The sequence below is a fragment of the Sulfitobacter sp. JL08 genome (genome assembly GCF_003352045.1).
Classification (GTDB): Bacteria; Pseudomonadota; Alphaproteobacteria; order Rhodobacterales; family Rhodobacteraceae; genus JL08.
In genome coordinates this window covers 285240-309990 of the sequence record NZ_CP025815.1, presented here as the reverse complement: position 1 = coordinate 309990, position 24751 = coordinate 285240, and the positions used below count along the sequence as shown (strand labels likewise).

The 24751-nt window shown below is 55.6% G+C and carries 16 protein-coding genes, 3 tRNA genes and 3 rRNA genes; 12 read left to right on the top strand and 10 right to left on the bottom strand.

Annotated features, from left to right (window positions below):
* Nucleotides 1–109: 109 nt before the first annotated feature.
* Genes C1J05_RS01535 through C1J05_RS01525 form a run of 3 tightly spaced genes read left to right on the top strand, consistent with a single transcriptional unit; the run spans nt 110 to nt 3335 of the window.
* Nucleotides 110–1138 (top strand): aromatic ring-hydroxylating dioxygenase subunit alpha, encoded by a 1029-nt coding sequence (locus C1J05_RS01535; protein WP_114868715.1) that lies wholly within the window; start codon nt 110–112, stop codon nt 1136–1138.
* 9 nt (nt 1139–1147) lie between these two features.
* Nucleotides 1148–2422 carry an MFS transporter gene (locus C1J05_RS01530; RefSeq protein ID WP_114868714.1) on the top strand — a complete coding sequence of 425 codons (1275 nt, stop codon included), beginning with the start codon at nt 1148–1150 and terminating at the stop codon, nt 2420–2422.
* 4 nt (nt 2423–2426) lie between these two features.
* On the top strand, nt 2427–3335 hold the full coding sequence (locus tag C1J05_RS01525) for an SDR family NAD(P)-dependent oxidoreductase (protein ID WP_162797877.1): 909 nt from the start codon (nt 2427–2429) through the stop codon (nt 3333–3335).
* A 644-nt stretch (nt 3336–3979) separates the two neighbouring features.
* Here the strand turns inward: C1J05_RS01525 and C1J05_RS01520 are convergent.
* Nucleotides 3980–4561 carry a hemerythrin domain-containing protein gene (locus tag C1J05_RS01520; protein ID WP_114868712.1) on the bottom strand — a complete coding sequence of 194 codons (582 nt, stop codon included), beginning with the start codon at nt 4559–4561 and terminating at the stop codon, nt 3980–3982.
* A 114-nt stretch (nt 4562–4675) separates the two neighbouring features.
* Between C1J05_RS01520 and C1J05_RS01515 the strand changes: the two genes are divergently transcribed.
* The 8 genes from C1J05_RS01515 to C1J05_RS01475 all read left to right on the top strand — a co-directional run bounded on the left by C1J05_RS01515 (nt 4676) and on the right by C1J05_RS01475 (nt 14266).
* The gene (locus tag C1J05_RS01515; protein WP_114868711.1) at nt 4676–5734 is read left to right on the top strand and encodes an IS110 family transposase; all 1059 of its coding nucleotides are present in this window, start codon (nt 4676–4678) and stop codon (nt 5732–5734) included.
* 489 nt (nt 5735–6223) lie between these two features.
* Nucleotides 6224–7750, top strand: a complete 1527-nt coding sequence (istA, locus tag C1J05_RS01505) for an IS21 family transposase (RefSeq protein ID WP_114868709.1) — start codon at nt 6224–6226, stop codon at nt 7748–7750.
* The gene (istB, locus tag C1J05_RS01500; RefSeq protein WP_114870387.1) at nt 7740–8531 is read left to right on the top strand and encodes an IS21-like element helper ATPase IstB; all 792 of its coding nucleotides are present in this window, start codon (nt 7740–7742) and stop codon (nt 8529–8531) included. The genes istA and istB overlap by 11 nt, the downstream gene beginning before the upstream one ends.
* Before the next feature lie 99 nt (nt 8532–8630).
* On the top strand, nt 8631–9209 hold the full coding sequence (locus C1J05_RS01495) for a hypothetical protein (RefSeq protein ID WP_114868708.1): 579 nt from the start codon (nt 8631–8633) through the stop codon (nt 9207–9209).
* A gap of 267 nt (nt 9210–9476) precedes the next feature.
* Entirely contained in the window at nt 9477–9671 is a 195-nt protein-coding gene (locus C1J05_RS21225) for a helix-turn-helix domain-containing protein (RefSeq protein WP_162797876.1), read from the top strand.
* 166 nt (nt 9672–9837) lie between these two features.
* On the top strand, nt 9838–11541 hold the full coding sequence (locus C1J05_RS01485) for a hypothetical protein (RefSeq protein ID WP_162797875.1): 1704 nt from the start codon (nt 9838–9840) through the stop codon (nt 11539–11541).
* A complete protein-coding gene (locus C1J05_RS01480) occupies nt 11538–12638 on the top strand; it encodes a site-specific integrase (protein ID WP_114868705.1) in 1101 nt (366 codons plus the stop codon). Before C1J05_RS01485 ends, C1J05_RS01480 begins: the two co-directional genes overlap by 4 nt.
* Nucleotides 12638–14266, top strand: coding sequence for a recombinase family protein (locus C1J05_RS01475; RefSeq protein ID WP_114872046.1), 1629 nt, complete (start codon nt 12638–12640; stop codon nt 14264–14266). The genes C1J05_RS01480 and C1J05_RS01475 overlap by 1 nt, the downstream gene beginning before the upstream one ends.
* On the opposite strand, the gene C1J05_RS01470 is transcribed toward C1J05_RS01475, so the two are convergent.
* The 9 genes from C1J05_RS01470 to C1J05_RS01425 form a co-directional block, all read right to left on the bottom strand.
* Nucleotides 14223–14299, bottom strand: a tRNA-Met gene (locus tag C1J05_RS01470). The genes C1J05_RS01475 and C1J05_RS01470 overlap by 44 nt on opposite strands.
* A 106-nt stretch (nt 14300–14405) precedes the next feature.
* Nucleotides 14406–14520: ribosomal RNA gene (gene rrf, locus C1J05_RS01465) — 5S ribosomal RNA — on the bottom strand.
* A 91-nt stretch (nt 14521–14611) separates the two neighbouring features.
* A 23S ribosomal RNA gene (locus tag C1J05_RS01460) occupies nt 14612–18051 on the bottom strand.
* A gap of 387 nt (nt 18052–18438) precedes the next feature.
* Nucleotides 18439–18514 (bottom strand) — tRNA-Ala (locus tag C1J05_RS01455).
* A 7-nt stretch (nt 18515–18521) separates the two neighbouring features.
* A tRNA-Ile gene (locus tag C1J05_RS01450) sits at nt 18522–18598 on the bottom strand.
* A 139-nt stretch (nt 18599–18737) separates the two neighbouring features.
* A 16S ribosomal RNA gene (locus C1J05_RS01445) occupies nt 18738–20200 on the bottom strand.
* Together the 16S, 23S and 5S rRNA genes with 3 tRNA genes alongside form the textbook arrangement of a ribosomal RNA operon.
* 793 nt (nt 20201–20993) lie before the next feature.
* Nucleotides 20994–21596: a protein-methionine-sulfoxide reductase heme-binding subunit MsrQ gene (gene msrQ / locus C1J05_RS01435; protein WP_114868703.1), complete on the bottom strand. Its 603-nt coding sequence runs from the start codon at nt 21594–21596 to the stop codon at nt 20994–20996.
* Nucleotides 21597–22505, bottom strand: a complete 909-nt coding sequence (msrP, locus tag C1J05_RS01430; protein WP_114868702.1) for a protein-methionine-sulfoxide reductase catalytic subunit MsrP — start codon at nt 22503–22505, stop codon at nt 21597–21599. It lies immediately after the preceding gene.
* Nucleotides 22506–22574: 69 nt separating this feature from the next.
* Nucleotides 22575–24068 carry an FMN-binding glutamate synthase family protein gene (locus C1J05_RS01425; RefSeq protein WP_114868701.1) on the bottom strand — a complete coding sequence of 498 codons (1494 nt, stop codon included), beginning with the start codon at nt 24066–24068 and terminating at the stop codon, nt 22575–22577.
* A 124-nt stretch (nt 24069–24192) separates the two neighbouring features.
* Here C1J05_RS01425 and C1J05_RS01420 point away from each other — a divergent pair, with 124 nt between their 5' ends.
* Nucleotides 24193–24636, top strand: a complete 444-nt coding sequence (locus C1J05_RS01420; protein ID WP_114872045.1) for a DUF302 domain-containing protein — start codon at nt 24193–24195, stop codon at nt 24634–24636.
* Nucleotides 24637–24751: the final 115 nt, after the last annotated feature.

Sequence of the window (24751 nt, the reverse complement as noted above, 5' to 3'; positions counted from 1 at the left end):
AGGTGATCCTGACCGGACTTGCTCTGGTCGAGGTCGCAGCATTCTGATTTTGGCCGGACGCAGCCAAGGATGACCTCCAAAACGCCACCACCCATTGGGGAGCCCTAAAATGTATCTTAGAAATGCCTGGTATGTCGCCGCAACCGATGCAGAGATCACGCGCGACCTGAAGCAGATCGTTGTGCTGAACGAAAAGATCGTGATGTACCGCACCGAGGCAGGCGACCCCGTCGCACTTGATGACGCCTGCCCCCACCGCAGAATGCCTCTGTCTCAGGGGCGGATCAAGGGCGACACGCTTGAATGCGGCTATCACGGTTTGACATTTGACTGCGCGGGCAGTTGCATCCGGGTGCCCGGGCAGGACAACATACCAACGCGTGCCAATATCCACGCCTATCCAGTCTTCAGCCGCTATGGTCTGGTCTGGATCTGGATGGGAGATCCCGCACGCGCCGATCCCGATACGATCTTTGAGGTCTTGCATTACGATGACCCGAACTGGGGGATCAACCGGGGCGAGGCCATGGGATTTCCGTGCAATTACTTATACATCACTGACAACCTGCTTGATCCCTCGCACGTCGCCTGGGTTCACCAATCCTCTTTCGGCAATGCCGCCTGCGAAGAGGAACCGCTGGTCGTGTCCAGCGATGACAGCGGCGTTCTTGTCTCGCGCTGGATGTATGACGTGGAAGTGGCGCCTTTTTATCAGAAACTTGTACCATTCGAGGGCAATTGCGACCGCAAACAGCACTACGAGGTGCGCTATCCCTGCCTGGCCTACATCAAGGCCGTTTTCTGCCCGGCAGGCACCGGTGGGGATGAGGAAAACCTGCCGGACGGCCAGTTCTTCCAGATGGACAGCTACAATTTCATGACCCCCGTAGACGAGACCACAACACGTTATTACTGGTTCCAGATCCGCAATACCTGTCCGGACGATGCCGAGATTTCAGCCTATATGAGCCGCTCTGTCGAAGCGGCGTTCAACGAGGATCGCGACGTGCTGATCCATGTCCAGAAAGGCATGAGCGCGCGGCCGGAGGGCACCATCGACATTGCGATTGACGCAGGGCCGCTGCTGTTCCGGCGCAGGCTGCAAAAGCTGATCGATGCCGAAAGTTCCGGCGCCTAGCCGAGCGCCATGCAGGCCCCTGAAACACACCCTCGGATTGGCTCTGTCAGGACAATCGCGACGATCCTGTTTTGCGCAGGCCTGCTGGTTGCCGGGAACAGCCTCTTTCTGACCCTCCTGCCGATGCGGGCGAACCTCGAAGGATTTTCGACAACCTATATCGGCGTGCTGGGGTCGGCATATTTTGGCGGTTTCGCGGTCGGGTGTTTCTTCGCGCCTCGGTTGATCATGTCCGTCGGGCATATCCGAACCTTTGCCGGGCTGGCAGCGGTGTTGACCGCGCTCAGCCTGTCCTATGAACTGGCCGTTGAGGCTTATGTCTGGGGCGCGCTTCGGTTTTTCAGTGGTATCATTCTGGCAGCCCTCTTTATCGTTGTGGAAAGCTGGCTCAACGACAGTTCGACCAATCTCAACCGCGGGCGTGTGCTGTCGGCCTATATCATCGTATCGAACCTTCTGACGATGGTCGGCCAGCAAATGGTCAATCTCTTTGAAATCAATGCCCCCGGCGCATTCATGGCAATCGCCATGCTGATCTGTCTGTCGATTGTCCCTCTGACCCTGATCCGCACCTCAACCCCCAAGCCGATCCCTTCGGCACGGATCAACCTGCGCAAACTTCTTGCCGTGTCGCCGGTTGGGGTGGTCGGATGTCTGTTCGTAGGCGCGGTCGAAGGCGCGTTCTGGTCCATGGGTCCGGTATTCGGTCAGGAGCGCGGGTTGAATGTGGTTGATGTGACCATCCTGATGTCCTGCTTTGTCCTCGGCGGCACCCTGTCGCAATGGCCCATCGGCTGGCTGTCGGATCGCATGGACCGCCGGTTGGTGATTAGCGCGACTGCCTTTGGCACCTTCGTCACCGGGATCATCATCGGATTTGTGCATTTGCCACCCGGTTTGCCGGTTTACGGCATGGCGGTGCTGCTTGGCGCGATGATGGTGCCGCTTTATCCGCTGTGTCTGAGCCACGCCAATGACAATGCCCCCAATGCGATGCTGGTGGAACTGAGCGGCGGGCTTTTGTTGATCTACAGTCTGGGGGCGGCACTGGGCCCCCTTGCGGCGGCGTTGCTGATGGCGGGAGACCGCCCTGGTGGGCTGTTCCTGTTCATCGCGGTTTTGCTGCTTGGGCTCGCCGTCGTCGTCTGCGCGCGATTGCTGACGACGGCGGCAACACCGGGCGAACGCGGGCAACGGGTTGAATTTGTACCGGTGCCCAAGACCTCTGCTTCGGTCTATGCTCTTGAGGAAGATGACGAAACAGAACAGCGGGGGCAAGAGTAGCGACATGGAAGGCCAAATGCTCAAGGGAAAAATCGCGCTGGTATCAGGCGCAAGCCGCGGGATCGGGGCGGGCATCGCCCGCGAACTGGCTGCGCAAGGCGCGCATGTCGTCCTGGCTGCACGCACTTTGAACGAGGGTGAGGGGCGCAACTGGCATGCCGGTGGCCCCACTGTGCCAGGATCGCTTGCCGAAAACGTCGCACATATCCGCGCCTCGGGCGGCAGCGCGGAACCCTTTCAGATCGATCTGAGAGATAAGGCTCAGATCAAGAAAATGGTCGCCCACGTGGTTGCCGAGCATGGCAAGATCGACATCCTCGCCAATTGTGCCATGGGGTTTCCTGCCGACTACAAGGGCGACATCTGGTCAAGCGATGACACCGACTGGGACGCCATGATGGAAATTGGTGTGCGCTCGAAATATCTTCTCGCGCATTTCGTCTCGCCAGTGATGATGGCGCAGGGGCACGGCCTGATCGTCAATATCTCGGCAGGCGCATCAAAAGACGAATATTACAGTCCGATGTTCCGTATGGCGATGGCGTCAGTCGACCGTATGACGTCCGCTATCGCCCATGATCTGCACCCCCACGGCGTGAGCGCGGTGTCGGTCTGGCCCCGCTGGGTGCGCACTGAGCGTGTCCTGATGGCGGCCGAGAATACCGATTTGGGGTTTGATGTCTCATCAGAGGACCTTGCCCAGTCGGACACACCGGAATTTACAGGGCGCGCCATTGCGCATCTGTTCTGTGATCCTGACCTGACCGGGCGGTCCGGGCGTTGTTTTCCGCTCCTTGAATTGGCACATCACTATGGTTTTGCGGACATCGACGGAATACAGCCGCCACTGGATCAGACATCTCAACTTTGGTCTGCACGGTTGAATGCGATCTGGGATATTCTCGCATCGTAACGATAGGCAATACGCGCACCTCCCCCTCCATCATATCGCCTGCCACATTCCGAAAGCCGAGCTACATCCCTACATCTGTCAGGGTTTGCTGCGCCAAAGGCGCGGTTGGTACAACCGTATGGTTCTGCGACCCGCAAACGCATTAAGCAAACGGGCTTGGTCGAGATCAACAACGACAGATGGTGCCGATATCTCGCCTGATGAACCGAACGGGTGACAGCGACAAGCGGATTTTTGCAGTCGATCGCCGAAGAATCGTTGCCATCCCGCGCGAAAGCCCTGAGCATCGAATACCCGTCGATTTCGACGAAAACCGCCTGACAAAAATGGTCAAACCTATCGTGTAGAACGGCGTATCAGAAATTGCATTTAGCGTGAGTTCACGCTGTAACCTGCATGAGTGTCCGGTTTTCTTGCCGCATTGCGGCATGCAGTCTTGCAGTCTTGCAGCATCCTACGTGCTGCGAGCACGCGCAGCGAGATCTTGAAACTTCAGCTCGGGGCTCTGACCAGTCATTCGCCGCAGACTGCACCGATGTCGGCTGAGCGGACTAATCGGACTTTCCAATTTGACGATTGCTTGTCTGCCTTGAGCGATGAAATATCTTTGATGTCGATGATGCTGAATCGTCTAAAATGCGCCGTCAGATCGCTCCGAGGTAATACCCGATGGCCTCCGCTAATTCAGTTTCTTCGTAGCCGAAATGGGAGCGTACGACCTCTTCCAATTTTCGAAACGTGGTGGCGGCTTGAACGAAATTCGCATCTCGAGGGTCTTCCGCCAATGCCTCCGCTGCACGACCGAGGCGGATGATTAACTCATGGACCACCTCGTGTTCTGCCTTCAATTTGGCCACAATGTCGCGGAACTTACCTCCACCCGCTGCCTCGATCCGGGGAAACATGTCGGCGCCTTCAATGTCGTGGTGAAACTTTAGCACCTGACATTCACGCCCGCAAAGAGATCCGAACGCACGAAAATTCTCAGCCATATCGAGTGAAAGCACGATACGCTTCAGGTGCTCAGGTGGAGTGTCCCCCGCTTCGATCCGAGCCAGGACCGCACCGATTTGGGCCATCTCCATCAGATAATGACGGTGGATAGCGGCCAGTTGTCGTCCTTGGCGACGGTGTATGTCTGTTGCCTCCGGCACTGGCGGCGCCTTTGGTCGGCCAGCTTCGTTGAGGCTGAGGTCGTCCAGTAATTGGGTTGAAAGGTCAGTCATGCCGATCAAGAATAGCTTAACTCACGCCAAGTCAAGGAGGTCTGCTAATGGGATGTACCGGCTGCTTCACCCAGCAGGTTAGGCTTGGCCTATACTGCAAAAAGGAGAAGTAGCATGGCGAAGAATGATTTTGATGAGCTGATGTCAGTTGGCGTTGATATCGGCAAAGACGTATTTCACTTGGTTGGCTTTGACAAAGAAGGTCGGCTTGTTTTGCGCAAGAAGATCAAACGCATGGCGTTGGTTGCGACGTTTGAGGAGCTGCCGCAATGTATTGTCGGGATGGAAGCTTGCCTGAGCGCGCACTTTGTCAGCCGAACGCTGAGCAAGATGGGGTTCGAGCCCCGGATCATTCCCGCGATTTATGTGAAGCCTTTCAACAAGGGCCAGAAGAACGACTACAATGACGCTGAAGCTATTGCAGAAGCCGCTTTGCGTCCCAATCTCAAGACGGTATCGGAGAAGACGCAGGAGCAGCTTGATCTCCAGGCGCTGCATCGCGTTCGGTCACGGCTTGTGTCACGTCGGACAGCAGCAATGAATCAGATCCGGGCCTTTCTGATCGAACAGGGGATCACTGTCCGACGTAGTGTCGCGGCTCTGCGCGCCTCGCTCGAAGCCATTCTTAGCAATCGCGGCGACGAGATGTCCTTGCGGATGCGGAGATTGATCCTGGGGCTCCAACAGGATTGGATATGGCTGGATAAACGGATCGATATGACCACATCTGAAATCAAAGAGGTCAGCGAGACCGAGGAAAGCTGCCAACGTCTGATGACCATTCCGGGCATCGGGCCAATCATCTCAACGGCTGTGGTTGCAGCTGTCGGGACCGGCGAGGCTTATGATCGGGGGCGAGATTTTGCGGCTTGGCTGGGGCTCGTTCCGCGACAACACAGCACCGGCGGGCGCACCATCCTGGGTCGTATCACAAAACGAGGCAGCCGGTATCTCCGCATGCTGTTTGTGCAGGCCGCGCAGGTCATCATGATGCGACCGAAGAACTGGCATAAGTTTAGTTTTGGCGCATGGTTGGAAGCCGCCGCGACGCGCATGCAGCACAACAAGCTCGGCGTGGCGCTTGCCAATAAGCTAGCGCGGATCGCATGGAGTGTTCTTAACTCAGGCAAGGACTTCGATTGGATGGAAAAAGAATTGGCGACTGCGATCTGATCACAGCCGCAAACGACGTTCGTAAACCTCAAATGCATGGAACGGAATAAAAACGCACTCAAAGTCTGAGAGCCCGAATGGTCATAATCGACCTGTCCGCTAATGAGACAAAGGCGCGTGCGTACTCCCAACAGGGCCACGGCAAGCAACACAAGCCGATCCAAAGGCCGGATACATATCAGCGACTTCCAGAAGACATGCAATTGAACACTTGCGAACAGCAGCCGGTACATACATTTGGGCTCGGTGCAGACCTTCGACTGTTTTTATCAGATGACGGCTATGCGTTCGAACCTTATGCTGAGGCGCTCTTCCCTGACCTTGTTCGCCTTGGATTTTCGGATTTTGCGGGCTATCGATCTCTGACGTCTCTGACTGTTGAATGTCACTCAGAACTGACCCGGTAAGGGCCAGAATTGTCACTGAGAAATGACCCATGTGCAACCGTGCCCCTGACGGGATTTGTCGGGGGTCATTGGAGTGATAGACATGGGATTTTTGAGCGTAATTCGACGATGGGCACTGAGGGACAAGATGCCCATTCGCGAGATTTCACGGCGGACGGGACTGTCTCGCAACACCATCAGGAAGTATCTGCGGGCTGACATAGTGGAGCCCAGTTTCCAGACGCCCAAGCGGCCAAGCAAGCTGGATCCGTTTGCGGAGAAACTGTCAGGCTGGCTGATTACGGAGCAGCGCAAATCGCGCAAAGATCGATGCACGGCCAAGCAGATGCACGCAGATCTGGTGCAGCTTGGCTTTGATGGATCATATGAACGGGTCGCAGCTTTTGTCAGGGCTTGGAAAGCAGAGCGGCAGCATGTGATGCAAACAACTGGGCGCGGGACATTTGTGCCTTTGGTGTTCCAACCTGGCGAAGCATTCCAGTTCGATTGGAGCGAGGACTGGGCCGTGATCGGCGGCGAGCGTGTCAAGCTTCAGGTCGCCCATATCAAGCTGTCACATAGCAGGGCGTTTTTGGTGCGGGCCTATTTGTTGCAGACGCATGAAATGCTGTTTGACGCGCATTGGCATGCTTTCCGTGTGTTTGGCGGCATTCCGGGCCGTGGCATCTATGACAATATGAAGACGGCTGTTGACCGTGTCGGTCGCGGCAAGCAGCGCGATGTGAATGCGCGCTTTCTGGCGATGACCAGCCACTACGTCTTCGAGCCAGAGTTCTGCAATCCAGCGGCGGGCTGGGAGAAAGGCCAGGTTGAAAAGAACGTCCGCGATGCGCGCCATCGTCTGTGGCAGGTCGCGCCTGTCTTCCGAAACCTTGTAGCCCTGAATGATTGGCTCGAAGGTCGCTGCAAGATGTTGTGGGCCGAGACGGCGCACGGCAGTTTGCCCGGCAGTATTGCCGATGCCTGGGAAGGCGAGAAAGCCGCGCTGATGCCGCTGCCAACAGCCTTTGACGGCTTTGTTGAGCTGAGCAAGCGCGTGTCACCAACCTGTCTGATCACCTTTGATCGCAACCGCTACTCTGTGCCCGCAAGCTTCGCAAACCGCCGTGTCAGCCTGCACATCTACCCTGAGAAATTGGTCGTTGTTACCGAGGGGCAGGTCATTTGCGCCCACCAGCGCATCATTGAAAGATCCCACCGCCAGCTTGGGCGCGTCATCTATGACTGGCGGCATTACCTGGCGGTGGTCCAGCGCAAACCGGGGGCGCTACGCAATGGTGCCCCATTCATGGAAATGCCCGATCCCTTCCGACAATTGCAGGATCAATTACTGCGTAAGCCCGGAGGAGATCGAGAGATGGTCGATATCTTGTCACTCGTTCTGCACCATGATGAACAGGCCGTGCTCTGTGCGGTAGAAATGGCGCTGGAGGCAGGTGTGCCAACCAAGACCCATGTGCTGAACCTGCTTCACAGGCTGGTGGACGGCACTCCGACAGACCAGCCCGATGTGACCCCGCCTTCAGCCCTAGCTCTGAATAAGGAACCTGAGGCCAATGTCAGCCGCTACGACGGGCTGCGGCAAGGAGGAACGCGTCATGCGTCATGACCCCGCCGGTGCGGCTATCGTCATCATGCTGCGCAGCTTGAAAATGCCCGGAATGGCGCAGGCTGTCGGCGATCTGCTTGAACAGGGGGCACCTGCATTTGATGCAGCCGTCCCGGTGCTCTCGCAGTTGCTCAAGGCTGAAATGGCCGAACGCGAGGTGCGCTCAATCGCCTACCACATGAAGGCCGCACGCTTCCCGGCCTACAAGGATCTTTCCGGCTTCAACTTCTCCGCCAGTGAGATCAACGAAGCTTTGGTCCGCCAACTACACCGGTGCGAGTTCATAGACGGCGCTGAGAATGTCGTGCTGATCGGTGGGCCAGGTACGGGGAAAAGCCACGTTGCGACTGCACTCGGCATTCAGGCCATAGAGCATCATCGCAAACGTGTGCGCTTCTTCTCAACGGTCGAACTGGTCAACGCGCTGGAGCAAGAAAAGGCCCTCGGCAAGGCTGGGAAAATCGCTGAGGCACTGGTCAAAACGGACCTCGTCATCCTTGACGAGCTCGGATACCTGCCGTTCAGCACATCAGGCGGCGCGCTGCTGTTCCACCTTTTGAGCAAACTCTACGAACGCACCAGCGTTGTCATCACCACCAACCTCAGCTTCAGCGAATGGGCGACGGTCTTCGGTGATGCCAAAATGACCACGGCCTTGCTCGATCGGCTCACCCACCGCTGCCACATTCTCGAGACCGGCAATGATAGTTATCGCTTCAAAGCCAGCTCAGAAATTGCGAAACAGAAAAGGAAGGAAACAACAGCATTGACCACATCATGACGAAGAAAGCATAACGACTGAGCGGGTCAAATCTCGGTGACAACACCGGGTCAGTTCTGAGTGACATTCAACAGCCAAGCCTTCAAGAAAGGTCTTCAGATGAGCAAACGTTCGCCATTTGACCACAAATACTGGAACCTGGCGCAGGCATCGGTGTGGGTTGAATACCGCGAGAAAAAACTGGTCGAAGACTTTGATGCCGGTGATCGCGACGCCTATATCGCGCTTGGCATGTATCCATCGATGTGGCCAGCCAACCGGGAACGACATGGTGCAATCGAGGACCTCAGGCGCGCGTTGGAGCAAAGGCGGATAGTCTCATATGGATATCGCAACAATACTCCAGGGCAGCTAGAAGAGATCCCCGCAGCTGAGTGGACTGACCTTGCGATACGGCCCCCGTTAGTCTGTTTTGCAGGGCAGCCAAACAATCAACCATGGAGCGCCGTGCGGTTGCTCAGCGCCGACATGAAGCGGTTCTGGCGCAGCATCAATGAAGTCAGTGGCCGAAGCAAATATGACTGGGATGCAATTCGTGCGATCTTTGATGAACTGCAACGTCAAAATTCAGAGATGAGCCAAAACGAACTGATCCTCGAGCTTCAAGGCACCTATGAAGATCGTTTGAAGAAAGACGCTCCCAGCCGCTCCAGTATCCAGCGCAAAATCAACACCTAGACCTGACTAGCCCATGCCCCGTCTGATTAATGGGCCAATGGCGGGCTGACGGGCCGGGTCAGCAGTGCCTAACTGTTCTCAATGAAGAACAGGAGTGGCCGATGCGCCGGGACGTTTCACATCAACAGAAGACCGGTCGCGCAGATGAGACGCTGCGTACGCTGGTGCGGCTGTTGGCACGTGCAGCTGCCCGTGAGGCTTTGGCGGCCACTCCCCGAACGGAAGACCAGGAGCATGGCTCTTCTCTTCCAAGCGAAGGGAACGATCATGTCACATAAGCCAAACCCCAAACCCGATCCGATGCTCGACATCACTGATGTCGCGGAGACCTGTCGTGTGTCTGAGAAGACCGTACGCCGTTGGATTCACGCCGGCGATCTGCCTGCTGCGCGGCTTGGCAACCAGTGGAGGATCGTCCCGCGCGACCTCAGAACCTTCGTTTTGGAGCGGATGAGCCGGTGACCAAAGTTGTCCACTCATGTCTATTGTTTTCAGAGGCTTATGGAGGTGTCGGGACAGCGTGCCTGCACAATCCGAACCGGATTATTATGCTACGCTTTCCCGACTGGGACGCGTTGTCCACCCGTGACCACCCGAGGTCATCCCTATACATGAGGAGTGCCGCCCGATGACTAAAGAGACCCCTCAAGAGACGGCTGTCAGCCCCTTTGTTTCGGTCAAGGCGCCCATGCTCGACAGTGTTATTGCACAGCTTTCCAACATGGAAGATCTGTCTCTGACACGGCGCCGGGATTTGAAGTCGGCGCTCAGATCGCTGGCGCGCATGCTCGGACGGCCTCCCGCCGAGATTCCGGCAAATATCAATTGGCTTTACATCCGTGTGCGCAAGATTGTCCCAGCGCGACACGACATCACCAAAAAGCGCTTGGCAAATATCAAGAGCGATGCCTTGAAGGCGCTGGAACTGACGGGCTGCTCTCGCAAGCGCGCCGACTGGCTGGCACCTGTCAGCCCGGGCTGGTCAGACCTGCTGGGTAAGATTGAGAACAAGCATGACCTCTGGAAACTGACCCAGCTTGCGCAATTCTGCTCAGCGCTGTCGGTGGAACCCCACCAGATCAGGGACCAACATCCTCACGCGTTGCTGGAGACCCTGATCGCTGAAAGCTTCGTCAACCGGCCAGAGCATGTCGTCGCCAATGCCATCAAGACATGGAACAGGTTGAAGGATCAGATCTGCGATTGGCCGGATGTTTCGCTCTCACCCCTGCCCCGCAAGAAAGAGCCCTGGACCTTTCCCATCGAGACATTTCCGAACGCGTTCCAGTCTGATGTCGACGCATGGCTCAAACGGCTGGGCAATCCTGATCTTTTCGATGCCTCGGGTCCCAGTCAGGCGTTGCGCCCGACCACCATCGCGCACCGTCGGTTTCAGATCCAGGAGGTGGCCTCTGCGTTGGTGCACTCCGGCAAACCAATGGCTGAGATCACAAGCCTCGCCTTGCTCGTCGACATGGACAATCTCAAGGCCGCCCTTCGGTGGATGATGGGACGCTTTGATGACAAGCCTACAGAAGCCATCAAAGGCGTGGCTGTCTGCCTGCAGGCCATCGCGAAGCATCATGTCGGCGTCGATGCAGTTCACCTCGATGACATTCGGGGGATTGTCAAACGCCTCGGCCGTGATGCTGACGGCTTGCGCGAGAAGAACCGTCAGCGCCTGCTTCAGCTCGAAGACAGCGACAACCTCGCCAGGCTGCTGCATTTACCAACAGTCTTGGTCACAAAGGCAGAGCGTCTTTTCGCAACCAAGCCCCGCAAGGCCGCTCTTCTTGTGCAGGCCGCACTGGCCATCGAGATCCTGCTAAATGCCCCGATGCGGGTTGGTAATCTCGCTTCACTGAACCTCGAGCGGCACCTCAAACCGATCAGGATCAAACGCGAGCATCGGACCCACATTCATATACCGTCGCATGAGGTGAAGAATAACGTGGCGCTGGATTATGAACTCGGCAAGGACGCCACGGTCTTGCTGAACTATTATCTGGAGAAGGCACGCCCGGTATTATTGGTGGAGCGTTCAGACTTTCTGTTTCCCGCCATGAATGGCGGCTCCAAACGGCCAAATGGCGTTTCAAACTTGATCAAGACAACCATCCTTGAACACACAGGTCTGACTATCAATGCGCACTTGTTCCGCAGTATCGCGGGCAAGATCCACAGCCTGGTGCAACCGGGCGATGTCACCACGCTGAGCCATGTGCTGAACAACTCTCTCAGGACCGCGATGAAGGCCTATGCGCAGTTCGAGCGTCGCTCAGCGTTGGAGCATTACCAGAACTCCCTTACGGCCGCACGGAGGGCAGGATGACCCAGCTATTGCCACATGAAGATCCCCTGCGTCGCTGCCTGAAGGTTCATGAATGGCCAGAAGCCGACCAGAGCGCCTGGGAAAAGCTTTTTGAGCCCGGAGATATTCTGGAGGGCACAGCCGGTCTTGGACAGCACTGGTGTGACGATACACGGGAAAAGTACCGCAAGGGATACGGAAGGTGGCTGACCTTCCTGATCACAAGCGGTCAGTACGAGGTCAATCATGCGCCTGAAGACCGCGTCACACTAGAGGCCGTGTCTGCCTACATCAGCCAACTCTCTGGAGAGGTGGCAAGCTGGACCGTCTGGGGGCGGTTGGCCGAACTCCTCGCCGTTTGCAAAGCGATGTCACCGGCAGCAGACTGGTCCTGGCTCAATCGGGCAGTGCGGCGTCTTGAGGCACAGGGGAGAGATTCGAAGGACAAGCATTCGCGGTTGCGGCCCGCAGCAGAGATCTCGGGTTGGGCCTATGGAGAACTTGACCGGATCCTCAAAGCGCCACCGGCACGGCACGCCGAGACCAAGTTTCGGGATGCGCTGCTTGTGGGGCTGTTGATTGCCTGCCCCACCATGCGGCTGGGAAATCTCACGATGATTAAGATCGATCAACATCTGATAAAGCTCAAGGGGCGCTACGAGTTGCGTTTTGTGGCGTCAGAGATGAAGGCCCGCAAGCCCGTTGAAATCCCGGTGCCGGTAGGGCTCACCACGTACATCGAACACTATATCGAGCAAGTTCGGCATACATTACTCAACGGTAATGAAAACGATCGCCTGTGGATCACACAGTATGGGAAGCCAATGACCGGAAACACGATATATGCCGGGATCTGTAAAGCGACAGAGCGCGCCTTTGGTCGCGCGATCAACCCACATCTGTTTCGGGATTGTGCTGTGACCAGCGTTGCCATCGAGGATCCCAAGCACATCGGTATTGCCGCCCCAATTCTTGGGCACACAGATCCCAGGACAACAGAGAAACACTACATGCAAGCCCAACACTTGCATGCGTGCAGAACGTTGGGGCAGTCTGTGAAAGAGCTCAGGGCGCAACTCCAGCCCGCTGGCGTCAACGCAAAGCGGAGGAAACGCTGATGAAAGCCGCTATTTATGCACGGTATTCGACGGACATGCAGAACCCTGCATCGATCGAGGACCAGATCCGCACCTGTGAAGAAAATGTCATGGCGGCGGGCGGAACGACGGTTCAGGTCTACACGGACGCGGCCATTAGCGGCGGTTCGATCAAGACACGTCCCGGCCTTCAGGCGCTTATCGCGGATGCAGGTCTGGGTTTGTTCGATACGGTCGTTGCCGAATCCCTCGACCGCGTAAGCCGGGATCAGGAAGATATCGCCGGTATTTACAAACGCCTGCAATATGCCGACATCAAGCTCACTACCCTGGCCGAAGGTGATGTCAGCGAGTTGCACATCGGCCTGAAGGGCACGATGAATGCGCTGTTTCTCAAGGATTTGGCGCAGAAGACAAGGCGCGGCCTGCGCGGTCGCGTTGAACAAGGCCTCTCGGGCGGCGGCAACTCCTACGGCTACAGTGTGGTCCGTCGGATGCTGGCTGATGGCACGGCTGCCACAGGCGAGCGGGTCATCGAGCCCGCAGAAGCCAACGTCGTGCAGCGTATCTTTGCAGAATATATCGCCGGGCGGTCTGCCCGTAAAATTGCAGCAGGCCTGAACGGCGACCACATTCCCAGCCCGCGCGGAGGTGAGTGGAATGCTTCAACGATTCACGGCAGCCGTCAGCGGCGCAATGGCATTCTGAACAACGAGATGTATGTTGGGCGCCTCGTATGGAACAGACAGCGCTTTGTGAAGGATCCGGACACTGGCAAACGGCAGTCGCGGCTGAATCCCCCTGAAGACTGGATTACCACAGAAGTGCCTGACCTACGGATTATTGACGATGAGACCTGGCAAAAGGCGCAAGCGCTCAAGTCTCGCTATGCCAGTCATGCTGGCAATAAGCGCCAGACCAAGAAGCGCCTGCTCACGGGGCTCGTTAAATGCGGCTGCTGTGGTGGCAACATGACGATTGCCCGCAAGGATCGATACTATTGCGCCGCACGCCGCGAGAAAGGCACCTGCGAGGCGGCCTTTGGCATCGCCGCCGCAGAGGTCGAGAACCGCGTGCTGGACGGGTTGCGCGATATCCTTGTTGGCAATGACACTCTCGTTGACGAGTTTACCTCCGAACTGAAGGCCGAACTCGCAAGGTTGAGCAAGCGCAGTACCTCCGATCAAGCTGCCTTGCAAAAGGACTTGGCAGAGGTCGAACGTGGGATCACCCGCTGCGTCGATTTCATAATGTCGGGAGATGGAGCGCCTGTCTCGGTACGTGAACGGCTGACCACCCTGGAAGACCGCAAATCCACCCTGCAGGCGCAAATCGCCCGCAACCCGGTCTCGCCTGTGGTAAGGTTTCATCCGAACTATGCAGATCTCTACCGAAAGAAAGTCGGCGAACTCGCGGGCCTTCTCTCTGATGAGGCAACGCGTGACGATGCCATGACAGCCATCCGCAGCCTGGTTGACCGCATCGAAGTGCGCGCTGGCACCAAGCGGGGTGAGACCGAAGTGACGCTGGTTGGAACTTTGGCGGGGATCTTGGCGCTTGGTACAAAAACGAACGCCGCCCCGGAGGGCGGCGGTACGTTCTTGTTGGTTGCGGGAGTAGGATTTGAACCTACGACCTTCAGGTTATGAGCCTGACGAGCTACCGGGCTGCTCCATCCCGCGCCAAAGCGCTTCCCTAATCAAAACAGGTGGTTAGGGAGCATCGAAAGAGAGATACGTCACGTTAATCGACATCTGCCGGTCAACATGTTCCAAAGGTCTTTACTAGGTTTGGCGGTGACCTACTCTCCCACGCCTTAAGACGCAGTACCATTGGCGCAACAGTGCTTAACTGCCGAGTTCGGGATGGGATCGGGTGTTTCACTTGTGCTATGACCACCAAACCGAGAAAAAACCTCTGAAAATTCCAAGTCAAATACGCTGATTGTATGTGTATGCTTTTGATTGTCTGTAAAAGTCTGACTTTTACTGGATCAAATCAAGCCTATCGAGCAATTAGTACCAGTCAACTGAATGCATTACTGCACTTACATCTCTGGCCTATCGACGAGGTGGTCTACCTCGGCTCTCAGGGATACCTTGTTTTGAGGGGGGCTTCCCGCTTAGATGCCTTCAGCGGTTATCCTTTCCGATCGTAGCTACCCAGCACTGCTATTGGCATAACAACTGGTCCACCAGTGGATCGTTCACCCCGGTCCTCTCGTACTAGGGGCAACTCCTCTCAAGTATCCTACACCCACGGAAGATAGGGACCGAACTGTCTCACGACGTTCTAAACCCAGCTCACGTACCTCTTTAAACGGCGAACAGCCGTACCCTTGGGACCTGCTCCAGCCCCAGGATGAGATGAGCCGACATCGAGGTGCCAAACACTGCCGTCGATATGGACTCTTGGGCAGTATCAGCCTGTTATCCCCGGCGTACCTTTTATCCGTTGAGCGATGGCCCTTCCACTCGGGACCACCGGATCACTATGGCCGTCTTTCGACTCTGCTCGACTTGTCAGTCTCGCAGTCAGGCTGGCTTCTGCCATTGCACTCAACGAGCGATTTCCGACCGCTCTGAGCCAACCTTCGCGCGCCTCCGTTACGCTTTAGGAGGCGACCGCCCCAGTCAAACTACCCGCCACGCAGGGTCCCGGATCCGGATAACGGACCGCGGTTAGACATCAAGCAAGATAAGGGTGGTATCTCAAGGAAGGCTCCACAGAAACTAGCGTTCCTGCTTCAAAGCCTACCACCTATCCTGCACATATCGTGCCTGATGCCAGTGCGAAGCTGTAGTAAAGGTGCACGGGGTCTTTCCGTCTAACCGCGGGAAACCTGCATCTTGACAGGTAATTCAATTTCGCTGAGTCTATGTTGGAGACAGCGGGGAAGTCGTTACGCCATTCGTGCAGGTCGGAACTTACCCGACAAGGAATTTCGCTACCTTAGGACCGTTATAGTTACGGCCGCCGTTTACCTGGGCTTCAATTCAAGGCTCTCACCTCTCCTTTTAACCTTCAGGCACCGGGCAGGCGTCAGACCCTATACGTCGTCTTGCGACTTCGCAGAGCCCTGTGTTTTTAATAAACAGTCGCCACCCCCTGGTTTGTGCCCCCAGCCCCTAGTTGCCTAGGAACCGGGCCTCCTTCTCGCGAACTTACGGAGGTATTTTGCCGAGTTCCTTCAACATAGTTCTCTCAAGCGCCTTGGTATTCTCTACCAGTCCACCTGTGTCGGTTTAGGGTACGATCTAATGGAGGGCTATTTCCTGGAACCGATCAGCGGCCCACCCAATCCAATAAGGGTGAACAACCTTCACGATCCGTCACATCCTCCTGGCCCAGGAATATTAACCTGGTTCCCATCGACTACGCCTTTCGGCCTCGCCTTAGGGGTCGGCTTACCCTGCTCAGATTAGCTTTAAGCAGGAACCCTTGGACTTTCGGCGAGAGTGTCTCTCACACTCTTTGTCGCTACTCATGTCATCATTCTCACTAGTGATCTCTCCACCGGATCGCTCACGCGCCGGCTTCACAGAAAACTCCTTGTCTCCGGAACCACCTAAGTGGCTAAAGAGACTAGGAGTTATGTCACACTACGCTCTGCTACCATGCCTTACGGCATCCTCAGCTTCGGCTCATGGCTTGAGCCCCGTTACATCTTCGCCGCAGGACAACTTAATTAGACCAGTGAGCTGTTACGCTATCTTTAAAAGATGGCTGCTTCTAAGCCAACTTCCTGGTTGTTTTGGTCGTCCCACCTGCTTTCCCACTTAGCCATGAATTAGGGGCCTTAGCTGGAGGTCAGGGTTGTTTCCCTCTTCACGACGGACGTTAGCATTCGCCGTGTGTCTGCCATCTAGTACTCCTCGGTATTCGGAGTTTGGTTAGGATCAGTAAGCCTGTGGGGCCCCATTACCCATCCAGTGCTCTACCCCCGAGGGTATTCGGATGACGCTCTACCTAAATAGATTTCGCAGAGAACCAGCTATCTCCGAGTTTGATTGGCCTTTCACCCCTAGGCACAGCTCATCCCGATCCTTTTCAACGGATGTGGGTTCGGCCCTCCAGTAAGTGTTACCTTACCTTCAGCCTGGCCATGCCTAGATCACTCGGTTTCGGGTCTGATCCCACGAACTCGACGCCCTATTAAGACTCGCTTTCGCTGCGCCTACACCTAACGGCTTAAGCTTGCACGTGAGACCAAGTCGATGACCCATTATACAAAAGGTACGCCGTCACAAGACTGGACACTGATAACAATCAATTTGTCGGGATGGAAACGCGGAATTGAACCGTTTCCAAACCGGGGTTGCTGCTGTAGAGGCCGGCATTCGATCTGTGATCGACAGACAGTCCAAGGCGTATGCCTTTGGGTGTCTGATATCCGACTTCAAGTCCGGATCTGAATTCGATCGGGCCACCCAGATCCACGCCACTGCCAGGTGCATAAAGCCCTGCCATTGTGTGAAGCTGTACAAACATTCCGCTGCGGCTGTCCGAGAGAGTGTAGGCTTGGCCTACACCGCCCCAAAGCTCTCCGTCAGTGGTGGCAGAGAAGCCATAAATCCACTGAAACGGGCCGCTTGCAACGCTTGTATCCCGTCGAAAATAAATCTCTTCGCCAACATGATCGTCTTGAAAGACGGTCTGGCCGGCTGAAAGACTAGCATATGACTGCACCTCGTTTTGAGCGAGGCAACCGTTATACGGACAGTGGTTAACGCTCATATCAATCAGTCCTGCGACCAATGTTAATACGGCAAACGTTCCGTCCGTTATAAATGCTAAATCCGACATGCTAATCCCTCAGTGATTTGTTTTTTCACTGTGATGAAGCAGATTGTTATTAGAGTCCAGTCAAGCTCCGACTGATTGTAGGCGTTCGGTTTCAGGTACTGTTTCACTCCCCTCGTCGGGGTGCTTTTCACCTTTCCCTCACGGTACTGGTTCACTATCGGTCAGTAAGGAGTACTTAGCCTTCGAAGGTGGTCCTCCGATCTTCAGACAGAATTTCACGTGTTCCGCCCTACTTAATACGTCCGATCATGCTTCTTATACGGGGCTGTCACCCGCTATGGCCGTGCTTTCCAACACGTTCTAATCACAATTACGGCTCGGCTGGTCCCCGTTCGCTCGCCGCTACTAGGGGAGTATCAATTGATTTCCTTTCCTCCGGGTACTTAGATGTTTCAGTTCCCCGGGTTTGCTTTTATAAACCTATGTATTCAGTCTATAAATACCTGGTTTACCTCATTATTAGCTGCTCCTAAGAGCAGTAATAACAAAGTATCAGGTGGGTTGCCCCATTCAGAAATCCATGGATCAAAGCCTATTCTCAGCTCCCCATGGCTTATCGCAGAGTATCACGTCTTTCATCGCCTCTTACTGCCAAGGCATTCACCAAACGCCCTTTTCGCGCTTGATTTGATCCAGAAAAAGAAAGACTTGCGTCAATCGCGACAACAGAAGCTGGTAAGAAACTGTCATCTTTATTCTGAACCAAAAGCATACTTTCCCGCCCGCTTCATGTCGGTGAAGCGGACAATTGAACGATCCGTGCGGATCGTTCGGGTTAGTGTACTTGACTTGGACAACATGTTCTTTTCAACGATGCATACGCATGGGCGGCCGAGGAAACAGCCACGTCAAACGCTCGCGTCAGCCCGAAGGCATCAGCACAAAGTTGAGGTTTTTCCCTTACTCGGGAAAACCAAACATTGTTGATTTTGTATCTCTCTTTACGATGTCAATTCGTCCGATTGGACGGTTAAACACTTGAAGCAGTGCTTAACGGTCAAATCGTGTGCGGTGTTGGTGGAGCCTAGCGGGATCGAACCGCTGACCTCCTGAATGCAAATCAGGCGCTCTCCCAGCTGAGCTAAGGCCCCAAAATTTTGGTGGGTCGAGGAGGACTTGAACCTCCGACCTCACGCTTATCAGGCGTGCGCTCTAACCACCTGAGCTACCGACCCAAGACAGACCGGTAGGTCTGTGATTACTGTCTGAAGAGATATGAGGACGGTCCGGTCCGATGTTGATCGGCTTTGTTTGCCGATCGTTGCTAAGTGTTTCACGAGATTAGCAAGCTAATCTGACTAGAAACATCCTTAGAAAGGAGGTGATCCAGCCGCAGGTTCCCCTACGGCTACCTTGTTACGACTTCACCCCAGTCGCTGAGCTCACCGTGGTCCGCTGCCCCCTCGAAAGGTTGGCGCACGGCCTTCGGGTAAACCCAACTCCCATGGTGTGACGGGCGGTGTGTACAAGGCCCGGGAACGTATTCACCGCGTCATGCTGTTACGCGATTACTAGCGATTCCGACTTCATGGGGTCGAGTTGCAGACCCCAATCCGAACTGAGATGGTTTTTTGGGATTAACCCATTGTCACCACCATTGTAGCACGTGTGTAGCCCAACCCGTAAGGGCCATGAGGACTTGACGTCATCCACACCTTCCTCCCGCTTATCACGGGCAGTTTCTTTAGAGTGCCCAGCTTAACCTGCTGGCAACTAAAGATGTGGGTTGCGCTCGTTGCCGGACTTAACCGAACATCTCACGACACGAGCTGACGACAGCCATGCAGCACCTGTCACTAGGTCCCGAAGGAAGGCTCCATCTCTGGAGTTGTCCTAGGATGTCAAGGGTTGGTAAGGTTCTGCGCGTTGCTTCGAATTAAACCACATGCTCCACCGCTTGTGCGGGCCCCCGTCAATTCCTTTGAGTTTTAATCTTGCGACCGTACTCCCCAGGCGGAATGCTTAATCCGTTAGGTGTGACACCGAACAGTATACTGCCCGACGTCTGGCATTCATCGTTTACGGTGTGGACTACCAGGGTATCTAATCCTGTTTGCTCCCCACACTTTCGCACCTCAGCGTCAGTATCGAGTCAGTGAGCCGCCTTCGCCACTGGTGTTCCTCCAAATATCTACGAATTTCACCTCTACACTTGGAATTCCACTCACCTCTCTCGAACTCAAGACCAGGAGTTTTGAGGGCAGTTCCAGGGTTGAGCCCTGGGATTTCACCCCCAACTTTCTGATCCGCCTACGTGCGCTTTACGCCCAGTAATTCCGAACAACGCTAACCCCCTCCGTATTACCGCGGCTGCTGGCACGGAGTTAGCCGGGGTTTCTTTACCAGGTACTGTCATTATCATCCCTGGCGAAAGTGCTTTACGACCCTAAGGCCTTCATCACACACGCGGCATGGCTAGATCAGGCTTTCGCCCATTGTCTAAGATTCCCCACTGCTGCCTCCCGTAGGAGTCTGGGCCGTGTCTCAGTCCCAGTGTTGCTGATCATCCTCTAAAACCAGCTACTGATCGTAGACTTGGTAGGCCATTACCCCACCAACTATCTAATCAGACGCGGGCTAATCCATCACCGATAAATCTTTCCCCCGAAGGGCGTATACGGTATTACTCTCAGTTTCCCGAGGCTATTCCGTAGTGAAGGGTATATTCCCACGCGTTACTAACCCGTCCGCCGCTCGCCCCGAAGGGTGCGCTCGACTTGCATGTGTTAGGCCTGCCGCCAGCGTTCGTTCTGAGCCAGGATCAAACTCTCAAGTTGAAAAGCTATTGCTAGCTTATCCTTGACGTTCGAACCTCTGCACATCGAATTTGTTGTTCAAACAAATTCAGTCTCTGTTTGTTGTGCTTCAGGTTTTCATAAGAAAACAAGAAACCGTCCAAACAGTGAAGCTGACACTAGATCATCGACCCGAAGGTCTACTAGCGCGATATGTAGAGGTTGATCCATCGAATGAACCAAACCGCCCACATATCTCTTCAGAAACTATCAATTTCAAAAAGCGTAGAGACAAAAATGACTGAGATGCGCCCTATCTTTTATGGCGCGCCCCGCCTCGTTTACCTCTGATTTTATTCTTCCGCCTCGTTGCCGTCCAGTGTGTCTGGCCCGTCTGGCGCCCCGTTGGTGCATCTCTGCGCCGCCGGTGAAGTGGGTTCTAGGCTTAGTCGCAGAAAGCCGCAAGCGCTTTTTTTAAGAAATGTCATCTTTTTTTCATTTTTTCACTTTATCCATTTAATTCAATACATTGAGTTACAAAAATTGCGAAAATTCCCGCCTATTGGATCGATTGTTATGCGGCAGGGCCCGCTGGCGACGGAATCAAACAACTACATATTGGGTTATCCACAGACATACCCCCAAGTTAGGGCGATTTGGGCGCGACTCGTCCCCGTAACAAGGCCGAGTCACCCGCCGACTCGTCACGATTCATATGCAGTCTGGTGATATTTCCCGAGTCGGCAGCGCTGGATGGTGCAGTTTCCCGCGTGGTTCAGTGCAGGCACAGCGTCCCCAGCGTTCTTATTCTGCCCGATCCGCAGGCAAAGCGGTTTCAGGCTGCTTGTGATTTGCGCCTTTTGGGCAGCCGGAGTGCCAGCAAAGCCAGAACAAGCCCCAGATAGACCAGCGGTTCAATCTGAAATCCCTTGGACAGCCAGATGAAATGGACGCATCCCAGAATCGCGATTCCATAGATCGCCTTGTGCAGCGTGCGCCACGTCCGGCCCAGTTTGCGCACGGACCAGTTGTTGGACGTGATCGCAAGCGGCACCATCAGCAGAAATGCGGCCATGCCGATTGTCACATAGGGGCGCTTTACAATGTCGGCCCAAACCTCGCTCGGGATCTGGACATCCAGCACCAGCCACACCAGCAAATGCAGACATATATAATAGAACGTCACCAACCCGATGGCACGCCGGTACCGGATCAGGTTCAAACCGGTGTATCGGCGCAACGGGCTGATCGCCAGACCGGCCACCAGAAACTTCAGCCCAAGTGCGCCCAGTTCGTGTTCCAAGGCCTTGATGGGTTCAACGCCCAGACCGCCGGTCAGTCCCAGATACAGCAGGTAAGGCGCGGGCAAGGCACACACTATATATACAAGCCAAACCGGAACGCGCCGGATCAGGTCATTTGCCCTGTCCACGCTCATTTAGTGGTACTTGGCCAGATCCATACCGGCATACATCGAAGCAACCTCTTCCTCGTACCCGTTGAACATCAGCGTCGGCACCTTTTTGGCAAACAGGCCGCCGCCGATGGGCTGTTCCCATGCCTGCGACCAGCGAGGATGATCCACGTTCGGGTTCACATTACTATAAAACCCGTATTCAGACGCACTGTATTTGTTCCAGGCGGTTGGTGGTTCCTTGTCGGTCAGGGTAATCCGCACGACCGACTTGATCGATTTGTATCCGTATTTCCACGGCACAACCAATCGCAACGGCGCGCCGTTCTGCTTGGGGATGTCCTTGCCGTAAAGACCGGTTGCCATGATCGTCAGCGGATGCATCGCTTCGTCCAGGCGCAGACCTTCGACATAGGGCCAGTCGATAATCGGATAGCGCATGCCCGGCATTTCCTCGGGGCGGTTCAATGTTTGAAAGGCCACGTATTTCGCGCCGGATTGCACCCCGACCATGTTCAGCAGATCGGCCAGTTCAAAACCGTTCCAAGGCACGATCAAAGACCAGCGTTCAACACAGCGCAGCCGGTAGATACGTTCTTCTATGGTCATCGCTTTCATGATGTCCTCGAACGCATAGCTCCCGGGCTTGTCGACCATACCGTTGATCTCGACCGACCAGGGATCGATCGTCATCTGGCCGGCATGGCGCGCGGGATCGCCCTTGTCCGCGCCGAATTCATAGAAGTTGTTATAGCTGGTGATCTCTTCCCAGGTGTTCGGGGTCAGATCGCCAGTTGCAGAACGGGCCTGTTGCCCGATCCCGGCCAACCCGATGCCAGCGGCCACACCTGTCATCAACTGACGCCGGTTCAGATATACTGATTCCGGCGTGACATCTTTTTCAGTCAGGTCGCTTTTCCAACGGTTCGCCATTCACATCTCCTGTTTTCGGCTTTCCACTCTATCTAGGGGGCAGCGAGCCATACGCCAAACCACTTTGACTCACATCTTGGCGACCGGACTGTAACTTGGCAGAATCTCGTTCATCGGAATGGATCGCCCGTCCGCCTGCATGATCCGCACATGGCGGCGGCGCATCAGGCGGGGTTCGGCGACGCCGACAGAATGGGCGATCGTTTCAACCTCGTGAATGATCTCTTTCGCAAAGCGCGCCACGCGCACATATTTGTCTTCCACCACAAGACCATTCTGAAATCTGGGGTTGTGGGTGGTTATGCCGGTCGGGCAGGTATTCTTGTTGCACTTCAGCGCCTGAATACAGCCCAGCGAAAACATGAAGCCGCGCGCTGACGTGACAAAATCGGCCCCCGCCGCCAACGCCCACGCCACATCGCCCGGATTGACCAGCTTGCCCGACGCCACCAGCCTGATGCGATCCTTCAGCCCATGTTCGTCGCGCAGGTTGGCAACCATCGGCAGCGCCTCGCGTACCGACATTCCCACCAGATCAATCAGTGGCATCGGTGCGGCCCCGGTACCGCCTTCGCCGCCGTCAATGGTGATGAAATCCGGTGCGCATTCTGCGCCACGCTGCACGATCAGATCAAAGAATTCGCGCAACGGTTCCTGCGCACCGACAACCGTTTTGATGCCGACAGGTTTTCCCGTGACTCCGCGGATATGATGGATCATGTCCAGCAGATCGCCAAAATCGTCTACTTCTATGTGCCGGTTCGGTGAAATGCTGTCCTGTCCTTCGCGGATGCCGCGAATGGCGGCAATTTCCGCTGACACTTTTGCACCCGGCAATATGCCGCCTTTGCCCGGCTTGGCCCCCTGCGCCAGCTTGATTTCGAACATGCGGACAGTTTCGTGTTCTGCAACCTTGCGCAGCTTCTCATCGTTCATGTGGCCGTCTTCTGTGCGTACGCCGTATTTGGCCGTGCCGATCTGGAACACCACATCGCACCCGCCTTCGACGTGAAACGGGCTAAGCCCGCCTTCGCCCGTGTTCAGCCAGATGCCCGCCTCTTTGGCGCCGCGGCTGAGCGCCTGCACCGCGGGTTTGGAAATCGCGCCAAAGCTCATCCCCGATATGTTGAAAAAGGATTGCGCGACATAGGGGATACGCGCCCCCGGCCCGATGATCATCGGTTCGGTGCTGGCAAACTGGTTGTCCAGCGGCGGAAAGGCGGCATTGACGAATATCGGCGTGCCCACAACGGATGTGTTGCGGGTAGACCCGAAGGCGACAGTATTGGCCTCGCCTTCTCCGGCCCGCTTGATCCATTCCCGCTGCGCGCGGTTGAACGGCAATTCCTCGCGATCCATTGCGAAAAAATACTGCCTGAAAAACTCACCCAGCGCGGAAAACAAATGCCGGAATCGTCCGATCACCGGATAATTCCGGCGGATGGCATCGCTGGTCTGCATCCGGTCCACCACAAAGAACACAAGCACGGCAAGAACCGCAATTCCGACCAGCCCGACAAAGGCAAAGACCATGAATTCCAAAGCAGTCATTGCAAAACCCATATGTGTTCTCCGATACTTGTGCCACGGCACGGTGATTCAGGTTTCCGGACCGGGTGTAACGCCCGGCCCCCTGATGGCCGGAACAGTGTCGCAAGCCGCCCCGCTGCGCAATGGAAGGATCAGCATGAGACATTTTTTGACCGTGACCGCCCTGTGCCTGACAGCCACCGCCTCTCTGGCTGGCGATGTCGTGACCTACACGACCGACGAAAGCTTTGACGATGTGATCTTTGGTCTTGAAAACGCCATTCTGGATCAGGGGCTGGTGATCGAAGGTGTCAATCATGTCGGTGACATGCTGGAACGCACCGGCCCGGATGTGGGATCAGATGTGACGGTGTTTCTGGCGGCGGATGTGTACAGTTTCTGTTCCGCATTCCTGTCGCGCAAGGTGATGGAAGCGGACCCGATGAACCTGATGTACTGCCCCTATACGATCTTTGTTGCCCAAAGCCCGGATGCACCGGATCAGACCATGATCGGTTATCGCACCTTTCCAGAAGGCCCGATGCAAGAGGTTCAGACCCTGCTGGATGACATTACAAAGGCCGCAATCGGCGTAGAGTAACGCGCCCTTTCATCACGTTTATTTGACTGGTCCGCAGAAACTGTCGCGGCTTAGCGCACGCGCCTTTTCCGTCAAGCCGAAGAAAGCCGCAATCGGCGGGAATCCCCGCTGATCC

Excerpts from the sequence above, each read along its gene's own strand:
- C1J05_RS01525 (WP_162797877.1), top strand. The coding sequence starts at position 2,427 with ATGGAAGGCCAAATGCTCAAGGGAAAAATCGCGCTGGTATCAGGCGCA.
- istA (WP_114868709.1), top strand. The coding sequence starts at position 6,224 with ATGGGATTTTTGAGCGTAATTCGACGATGGGCACTGAGGGACAAGATG.
- C1J05_RS01475 (WP_114872046.1), top strand. The coding sequence starts at position 12,638 with ATGAAAGCCGCTATTTATGCACGGTATTCGACGGACATGCAGAACCCT.
- C1J05_RS01420 (WP_114872045.1), top strand. The coding sequence starts at position 24,193 with ATGAGACATTTTTTGACCGTGACCGCCCTGTGCCTGACAGCCACCGCC.
- msrP (WP_114868702.1), bottom strand. The coding sequence starts at position 22,505 with ATGGCGAACCGTTGGAAAAGCGACCTGACTGAAAAAGATGTCACGCCG.
- C1J05_RS01535 (WP_114868715.1), top strand. The coding sequence starts at position 110 with ATGTATCTTAGAAATGCCTGGTATGTCGCCGCAACCGATGCAGAGATC.
- C1J05_RS21225 (WP_162797876.1), top strand. The coding sequence starts at position 9,477 with ATGTCACATAAGCCAAACCCCAAACCCGATCCGATGCTCGACATCACT.
- C1J05_RS01520 (WP_114868712.1), bottom strand. The coding sequence starts at position 4,561 with ATGACTGACCTTTCAACCCAATTACTGGACGACCTCAGCCTCAACGAA.
- C1J05_RS01485 (WP_162797875.1), top strand. The coding sequence starts at position 9,838 with ATGACTAAAGAGACCCCTCAAGAGACGGCTGTCAGCCCCTTTGTTTCG.
- C1J05_RS01495 (WP_114868708.1), top strand. The coding sequence starts at position 8,631 with ATGAGCAAACGTTCGCCATTTGACCACAAATACTGGAACCTGGCGCAG.
- C1J05_RS01425 (WP_114868701.1), bottom strand. The coding sequence starts at position 24,068 with ATGGGTTTTGCAATGACTGCTTTGGAATTCATGGTCTTTGCCTTTGTC.
- C1J05_RS01530 (WP_114868714.1), top strand. The coding sequence starts at position 1,148 with ATGCAGGCCCCTGAAACACACCCTCGGATTGGCTCTGTCAGGACAATC.
- istB (WP_114870387.1), top strand. The coding sequence starts at position 7,740 with ATGCGTCATGACCCCGCCGGTGCGGCTATCGTCATCATGCTGCGCAGC.
- C1J05_RS01480 (WP_114868705.1), top strand. The coding sequence starts at position 11,538 with ATGACCCAGCTATTGCCACATGAAGATCCCCTGCGTCGCTGCCTGAAG.
- C1J05_RS01515 (WP_114868711.1), top strand. The coding sequence starts at position 4,676 with ATGGCGAAGAATGATTTTGATGAGCTGATGTCAGTTGGCGTTGATATC.
- msrQ (WP_114868703.1), bottom strand. The coding sequence starts at position 21,596 with ATGAGCGTGGACAGGGCAAATGACCTGATCCGGCGCGTTCCGGTTTGG.